General features: G+C 52.9%; 10 protein-coding genes and 1 pseudogene. All 11 read left to right on the forward strand.

The genetic code is table 11. The features are described 5' to 3' along the window. Positions 1-226, forward strand: a pseudogene (locus F7B33_RS08345) (hypothetical protein); the annotation flags it as partial. A gap of 216 nt (positions 227-442) precedes the next feature. Further along, on the forward strand, positions 443-1042 hold the full coding sequence (locus F7B33_RS08350) for a DUF1102 domain-containing protein (protein WP_297063819.1): 600 nt from the start codon (positions 443-445) through the stop codon (positions 1040-1042). A gap of 13 nt (positions 1043-1055) precedes the next feature. Continuing rightward, complete coding sequence (locus tag F7B33_RS08355) at positions 1056-1601, forward strand: DUF1102 domain-containing protein (RefSeq protein WP_297063817.1); 546 nt, start codon at positions 1056-1058, stop codon at positions 1599-1601. Positions 1602-1646: 45 nt separating this feature from the next. Next, entirely contained in the window at positions 1647-2705 is a 1059-nt protein-coding gene (locus tag F7B33_RS08360) for a signal peptidase I (RefSeq protein WP_297074115.1), read from the forward strand. Beyond that, on the forward strand, positions 2698-3573 hold the full coding sequence (locus F7B33_RS08365; RefSeq protein WP_297074116.1) for a hypothetical protein: 876 nt from the start codon (positions 2698-2700) through the stop codon (positions 3571-3573). The genes F7B33_RS08360 and F7B33_RS08365 overlap by 8 nt, the downstream gene beginning before the upstream one ends. A 2-nt stretch (positions 3574-3575) precedes the next feature. Continuing rightward, positions 3576-4538, forward strand: coding sequence for a hypothetical protein (locus F7B33_RS08370; RefSeq protein ID WP_297074117.1), 963 nt, complete (start codon positions 3576-3578; stop codon positions 4536-4538). A 76-nt stretch (positions 4539-4614) separates the two neighbouring features. Then, a complete protein-coding gene (locus tag F7B33_RS08375; protein ID WP_297074118.1) occupies positions 4615-5151 on the forward strand; it encodes an inorganic diphosphatase in 537 nt (178 codons plus the stop codon). A gap of 35 nt (positions 5152-5186) precedes the next feature. Continuing rightward, a complete protein-coding gene (locus F7B33_RS08380) occupies positions 5187-5747 on the forward strand; it encodes a DNA-directed RNA polymerase (protein WP_297074119.1) in 561 nt (186 codons plus the stop codon). 2 nt (positions 5748-5749) lie between these two features. Further along, the gene (gene spt4 / locus F7B33_RS08385) at positions 5750-5953 is read left to right on the forward strand and encodes a transcription elongation factor subunit Spt4 (protein ID WP_297063806.1); all 204 of its coding nucleotides are present in this window, start codon (positions 5750-5752) and stop codon (positions 5951-5953) included. A 1-nt stretch (position 5954) separates the two neighbouring features. After that, complete coding sequence (locus F7B33_RS08390; protein WP_297063805.1) at positions 5955-6482, forward strand: GTP-dependent dephospho-CoA kinase; 528 nt, start codon at positions 5955-5957, stop codon at positions 6480-6482. Then, a complete protein-coding gene (locus tag F7B33_RS08395) occupies positions 6472-6768 on the forward strand; it encodes a 30S ribosomal protein S24e (RefSeq protein ID WP_297074120.1) in 297 nt (98 codons plus the stop codon). The genes F7B33_RS08390 and F7B33_RS08395 overlap by 11 nt, the downstream gene beginning before the upstream one ends. Positions 6769-6834: the final 66 nt, after the last annotated feature.

The raw sequence follows: 6834 nt of genomic DNA on the forward strand, positions 1-6834 counted from the left end.
AACCTTTCGGCAAGGCGTCGTTACCCTAGTTAAGGTTCCCGAGGACGTTACCGTCTACATGGAGACCGTCAAGAAGAATGATATAAGCTGGAGCTCCTTCTACGTGGGTCTCTCTCTGATTTTTCTCGTGACAGCGCTCTACCTTGAGAACCTTCACCTAGTTTTTGCCTCGCTGGTATACGCTGGGGTTGGCCTGATTCACCGCAGGATGGTGAAGAGGGTTTAAGATTTTCTGGGTAATCCTTCATTACCTGCCGTTAATCTGGCATTTCATATATACCCCAACAGTTCAACGAATTAGTGAGCAACCCTAGGGGGTTGCAGAGGCACTGCGTTGATTTCACCGTTGCAGTGGTCGTGAGTATGTCCTGGTTTGGAGACGAACCTTCACTCTCACCGCTGGCTTCTCTGCCACAGTGCCTCCAATCTGGAGGCGAAAAAGATGAGAAAGAATATTGCCCTTGGAATTTTTGGCCTGTTGGTGGCCTTTGGTCTCGTTCTTGGCTCGGGAGCTAACTTCAGGGACTACAACGCTGACCGAAGTGTCCATTGGGACATAGTCAGCGACGATAACGAGCTTATTGACCTGACGCCTATTCAGCCCTACGCGTACATAAACGATGGTGGCGTCCTCGTCGTTGATATAAGCCCAAGAAACCCGAACTACCCGGGCTACGGCCAGGGTCTGAGCCCAAACTCTGAGTACAACTTTGATGAGGTCTTCGCTGTAAGCAACGACCTCTGGGAGGACAACATGAGCATAGTCGTGAGGATTACCAACGCCAACACCGCTATACAGTTCTATGGAGCGGACCACGATATCCACGACGTCAGCACCGGGGCAGTTGTTTACGCCAGCGACATGGCGAAGAACGACGTCTGCTTCCTCCTTAGTCCGGGGGAGGCCGTTAAGGTCGGTATGGACTTCGACGTTGGGAACTTACCTCTCAACACCACGGAGAGTAGCACGATACACATTCAGGCATACAGGCTCGGCACCGAGCCCAGTGAACTCGTCGGCAAGTGCGGTCAGGGGTCATGAGGGGGCATGAAAGATGAATAAACTGTTTGGACTGGCTCTACTGATGGTTGGAATGCTCCTGGCCGTTGGTGCCGGGGCGAACTTCAGGTATTACTCTGCCGAGAGGCAGGCGAGCTTCGACGTTGTGTCCGATGACAACGAGCTGATTGATTTAACTGCCCTCCAGCCCTACGTGACCTACGACGCTGGAAAGCTCTACGTTGACATCAGCCAGTATAATCCAAACCACCCCACAGGCGGGGGTGCCGGAATGAGTCCGAACACGACTTACGTCTTCGAGGAGATGTTCGAGGTAAGCAACGAGCTCTGGGAGAACAACGAGACGGACTATCCTATATGCGTCACCATAAAGACCTCACACCCGGACGTGCTAATCTTCGCCGGAACCTACGACAGCCCCATGGCCGGACCGGCCCACAACATAAACTTCACCGTAACCCACGGAAACCCAGTTCCCATAGGGATGATATTCGACAACACCAACTCGGCAATGCAGGGATACCAGTTCCAGATGAGCATTGAAGCCGTCGCTGGAGCCTGCCCTAGCGAGGGCCCGTGATTTCCTTCAGGGGCCTTTGCCCCAACCCTTTGAGGGTGAGTAACTATGAAGAAACTGCTTGAGTTCACGTTTGCTTTCATCGTGGTTGTTTTTCTCCTTGGTTCGTTAGCCGGCTTTTTCCTGAACCGCCCCGTGTTTCTGTCCTATGCCTATTCCGATAGTATGACGCCCACCATAAACAGGGGCGACCTTTTCTTGATGAACCCGCTCGCGAGGAACTTCGAAGTCGGCGATATTGTGGTCTTCCACAGGCGCGACGGTTGGACGGTTCACAGGATTTTCGCGATAACTGAGAATGGCCTCGTGACCAAGGGCGACAACAACGTCGCCACCGACCAGCAGGATGGCCTTTATCCTCCCGTTAAAGATTCGGACGTGGCCGGAAAGGTGGTTGTCCTCTTCGACAAGCCTCTTGTCCTCAGGGGTGGTGGAGACCTGATTAACTCCATGCGGAGGGTACTAAGCAACCCCTACGCGATAGTCCTTCTCCTCATCGTCGGTTCCACTCTCACCTTCTCCGGAGGGAATAGGAAACAAAAACGGGCCAAACACTACCGAGTGAGCGTTAAGATCATCTACGCAGTCGCGTCGACCCTTATAATAGCAGGCTTCCTCTTCGTGACCGTTGCCTCGTGGGGAACGCTTGCTTTCACCTACTCCTCGACCCTGGCCGGCAACCAGAGGGAGGGCTGGTATTTACCTGGCTCGACCTTTGATAGGAACCTCACCCTTGAGAACAACGCATTTTACCCCTTCTACTACTTTGTGGGCGGTGGAAACGAGCGAGCACACCTGACTGGGCCGACGTTCTTTCGCATAGGTGGGGGTTCAAGTGCCACCTTATCGGTTCATGTTACCGTTCCTCAGGACACGAGGATTTACCGGGAGGAGTTCGAGGTCAAGTCGTATCCAGCTATCCTGCCGGCTTCCCTGGTGGTCTTCTTGTACTCACTCAGTCCATATCTCCCGCTCGTGGTCTACTCCCTACTTCTCACGGGACTGCTTCTGATTTTCTACCTCCTCGCAGGGATTTCGGGTGGAGACGTTCTTAGAATCAAAAAACGGAGGGGAAGTTTCCTCTCCAAACTGCTAGGAGATGGTTAGTATGAGAAAGTTTGTACTCCCAATCACTTTCCTCCTTGGACTGCTCTTCATTGTTGGGTCGAGCGGGAACTTTCGAGCTTACACCACCAGCAGGAGTGTTGAGTTTGGGGTTGTTAGTGGAGACAATTCCTACATCGCGTACCGCTGTTTATCCGACCCGGTTCCGGTTAACTCGAGCTCCGGTGTGGAGTTCACTGCCGTAACCGTTGAGAACCTGATGGACAGGCCAATCACCATTCACGTCGAGTCCGATGGTTCGTCCCTTCCACCGGGATTGAGTGCCGGTGTTGACGGCTCCACTTACACCCTTGAGCCCGGCCAGTCCGCTTCTATCGGTGGGAACTTTTCCGCTGGAAACAACGCAGGGGAAGGTATCTATGAGGTTCCCCTAACGGTTTATGCTGAGTGGGACGGCGGAAGTGCGAGGATTGGGGACTGCTCGATGTACGCGAGCGTTGAAAGGCCAACTTACGTGCTCAGGAAGGCGATTGTGGGAAGAGTTTACGTCTACCCGGTTGGTGAGTGGAACTCGATAACGCTCCAGCTCAACTTCACCAACAACGGCGAAGAAGGCGACTTCGTGATAAAGGACTCCATCCCGAATCCCAGCTGGAGGGCCTTCTACGTCGTTGGTCTACCGAGGCCGAGCTCTGGAAGGGCGGATTTGATGATGAACCACTGCCACTGTGGTTGTTCCGGCTGGACGATAGTGTGGCGCGTCCACGTTGCCCGGGGAGAAACGGTTACCCTGAACATGCCCATGGAAGCTATCTTCTTCTCTCCCGGGAGCTACATTCTCAACTGCGGGGCCCACCTCTGCGGTACCGACGTCGTTTCGAATAAAATCACAGTTACGGGAGGTCGTTGATTGTGAAGGTTGATAAAAAACGGGCCATCATTACTGGCCTCGCCCTTTCGGTTTTCCTATCCCTTACCTTTGCCGTCTATTCCGGCGTTGCCTACTCTATGGAGCCTACAACGACTGAGGCAACCTACTCGACAGTCTACACACAGGAGGGTCACTTCGCAAACTACGGACTGTTCTCAAACGAGACAGTCTATAAAAACGGAACTTCCCTTGCGTATTACCCCTCTGGGATAACGGACGCAGTTGTCGGTGAGTATAGGTTCTCATCTGACGGCTCGCGGGGAAGTTACGAGGTAACGCTCCACGTCAACTACTACGTCACCTCTGGAAAGAGGAGGGTATACCTCCTTAATGAGACGAAGCTCCTCGCCAAGGGCGTCTTTGCCGATTCATTCAATGTTCCCGTTGAGCTGAACTTCACTGAGATGGACGGGGAGCTCAGAAAAATCCGAGAGGGAACGGGTCTCTACAGGGCCGAGAGGGAAGTCTACATCACTGTGAAAGTTCTGGCCAACGGGAGGGAACCTTTCACGCAGGAAATCCGTGTGAAGCGCGACGCCTCGGGCATGCTGTACTTCGATGGTACTGAAAAAGACTATCGGAAAATCGTCAGAAACGTCAGCGTGATGACTAACTCGCTCTCTTTTGCTGGCTCCGACGTTAGAGTCTCAACTGCTAGGACTGTTTTCCCGGCTATGGCGCTCCTCTTCGCGATTCCACCGGCGGGATTTCTCTATTCCAAGAGGGAAAAGAGAAAGACCAAACCTAAGGTGCTTAAGGGTCTGGAAAATTACACGGTTGAGGGAACTCTCCCAGAGGGAAGACGCGTTGAGCTCTCCTCTCCAAAGGACCTAGAACGGGTTTTTGAACTGGTCGACAGGCCACTGATCCACTACAAGGACGGCGAAATTGATGTCTACGCGATTGCAGACGGTGAAATCGTTTATGAGTACCGGGTGAATTAGCCCTAAACCAACAACTTTAAAAGCCCAAGGGGAAAGCTTCCTTAGGAACCCTAAAAAGGGTTAGAGGTGGTTAGAGATGAACCCGTTCCACGAGCTTGAGCCCGGACCAGACGTTCCTGACGTTGTATACGCTCTTATAGAGATTCCGAAGGGGAGCAGGAACAAGTATGAGCTTGACAAGAAGACCGGCCTTATAAAGCTCGACCGCGTTCTTTACAGCCCGTTCTTCTACCCGGTTGACTACGGAATCATCCCCCAGACCTACTACGACGACGGTGACCCCTTCGACATAATGGTCATAATGCGCGAGCCGGTTTACCCGCTTACCATAATCGAGGCCAGACCCATAGGAATAATGAAGATGGAAGATTCGGGTGATAAGGACTGGAAAGTTTTGGCCGTTCCAGTTGAGGACCCGTACTTCAAGGACTGGAAGGACATTGACGACGTCCCTAAGGCATTCCTTGACGAGATTGCCCACTTTTTCCAGCGCTACAAGGAGCTTCAGGGCAAGGTCACCAAGATTGAAGGATGGGGTAACGCTGAGGAGGCCAAGAAGGAGATACTCCGTGCCGTAGAGCTCTACAAAGAGAAGTTTGGAAAGAAGGACTGATTTCTTTTCTCTCCTATTTACAAGGAGGTTGAGGCATGTACAAGCTTTTGACAATTAAGGATGTCGTCAGGATACCCCCGAGAATGTTTACAATGGACCCCAAGGATGCCGCTAAAAAGGTTCTTCGCGAGACATATGAGGGTATCTACGACAGGGACGAGGGAGTTATTCTGGCCATCCTCGATGTCCACGACGTCGGTCGGGGAATAATCGTTCCGGGCGATGGAGCAACTTACCATGAGGTCATCTTTGACGTCCTCGTCTGGAAGCCGGAGAACGGCGAGGTCGTAGAGGGAGAGGTAGTCGAGATGATGCCCTACGGTGCCTTCATCAGAATAGGTCCGATGGACGGCCTCGTCCACATAAGCCAGCTCATGGATGACTATGTCGTCTTCGACGAGAAGAACAGGCAGTTCATAGGCAAGGAAACTCACCGCGTCCTAAAGCTCGGTGACCACGTCAGGGCAAGGATAATAGGGGTAAGCGTCAAAAGCAAAATCATAAGGGAGAACAAGATTAACATGACGATGCGCCAGCCCGGTCTAGGCAAGTTCGAGTGGATTGATAAGGAGAAGAGGAAGGCCAAGGAGGCGTGACCATGGCGAAGGAGAGGGCTTGCAGGCACTGTCATTACATAACCACCGAGGACCGCTGTCCGGTCTGCGGGAGCAGGGATTTAAGCGACGACTGGTTTGACCTAGTTATAATCCTCGACACCGAGAGCAGAATAGCGAAGAAGCTCCGCGAGAGCATACCCGAGGCCGCTAAAGTGCCGGGCAAATACGCCATAAGGGTCAGGTGAAATGCTGTTCCGCCTAACCAAAGAGCTCCGGCGGGAGCTTAAAAAACCCCTGGGGGAGCTCATAAGAGGTCCCATTCCAGAGCCCTACTTTCGGATTAAGAACGAGCTTAGGGGCAAAACCATCGTTACGGTTGGGGACGTCGTCACCGAGAACGTCCTCAAGCTTGGCCTTTCCCCTTCTCTGGCTTTATACGACCTCAAAACTAAAAGAGCTGAGTATTCTCCCGACATAAACGCGAAAGCCGTTTTTATGACCGTTTCAAATCCCCCCGGGACGATAACGAAAGCTTTATTAGATGCCATCAGAAAGGCCTTCCGCCTCGTCGAGAGGGGCAGGCCGGTTCACATACTGGTCAGCGGTGAAGAGGACTTAGGCGCGATTCCCGCCGTGCTATACGCCCCCTATGGAAGTGTAGTCCTCTACGGCCAGCCCGACGAGGGGGTAGTGCTTATAAAGGTAACACCCGAATGCAAGCGCAGGTGTGCGCGCATCTTATCTAAGATGGAGGTGGTTCGCGATGGAGATTAAGGTGACCGAGATTAAGGAGAACAAGCTCCTCGGGAGAAAGGAGATATACTTCGACATACTCCACGAGGGCGAGCCTACCCCGAGCAGGGAAGCGGTGAAGGGTAAGCTCGTCGCCATGCTCGACCTAGACCCGAACACGACCGTTTTACAGTACATCAGGAGCTACTTCGGAAGCCACGTTTCCAAGGGCTACGCCAAGGTCTACGAGACGAGGGAGAGGATGCTCTACATCGAGCCCGAGTATATACTGCTTAGAGATGGCCTCATCCAGAAAGAGGAGGAGTGAGGTGGTGTAGATGGCCAAGAAGAAAAAGACCAGCCAGAAGTGGAAGCTCTACGAGGTTAAGGGCGG

The organism is Thermococcus sp. (assembly GCF_015523185.1).
GTDB lineage: Archaea > Methanobacteriota_B > Thermococci > Thermococcales > Thermococcaceae > Thermococcus.

Coding starts and splice junctions, on each gene's coding strand:
- F7B33_RS08360 (WP_297074115.1), top strand. CDS start 1,647: ATGAAGAAACTGCTTGAGTTCACGTTTGCTTTCATCGTGGTTGTTTTT.
- F7B33_RS08355 (WP_297063817.1), top strand. CDS start 1,056: ATGAATAAACTGTTTGGACTGGCTCTACTGATGGTTGGAATGCTCCTG.
- F7B33_RS08365 (WP_297074116.1), top strand. CDS start 2,698: ATGGTTAGTATGAGAAAGTTTGTACTCCCAATCACTTTCCTCCTTGGA.
- F7B33_RS08395 (WP_297074120.1), top strand. CDS start 6,472: ATGGAGATTAAGGTGACCGAGATTAAGGAGAACAAGCTCCTCGGGAGA.
- spt4 (WP_297063806.1), top strand. CDS start 5,750: ATGGCGAAGGAGAGGGCTTGCAGGCACTGTCATTACATAACCACCGAG.
- F7B33_RS08390 (WP_297063805.1), top strand. CDS start 5,955: ATGCTGTTCCGCCTAACCAAAGAGCTCCGGCGGGAGCTTAAAAAACCC.
- F7B33_RS08380 (WP_297074119.1), top strand. CDS start 5,187: ATGTACAAGCTTTTGACAATTAAGGATGTCGTCAGGATACCCCCGAGA.
- F7B33_RS08350 (WP_297063819.1), top strand. CDS start 443: ATGAGAAAGAATATTGCCCTTGGAATTTTTGGCCTGTTGGTGGCCTTT.
- F7B33_RS08375 (WP_297074118.1), top strand. CDS start 4,615: ATGAACCCGTTCCACGAGCTTGAGCCCGGACCAGACGTTCCTGACGTT.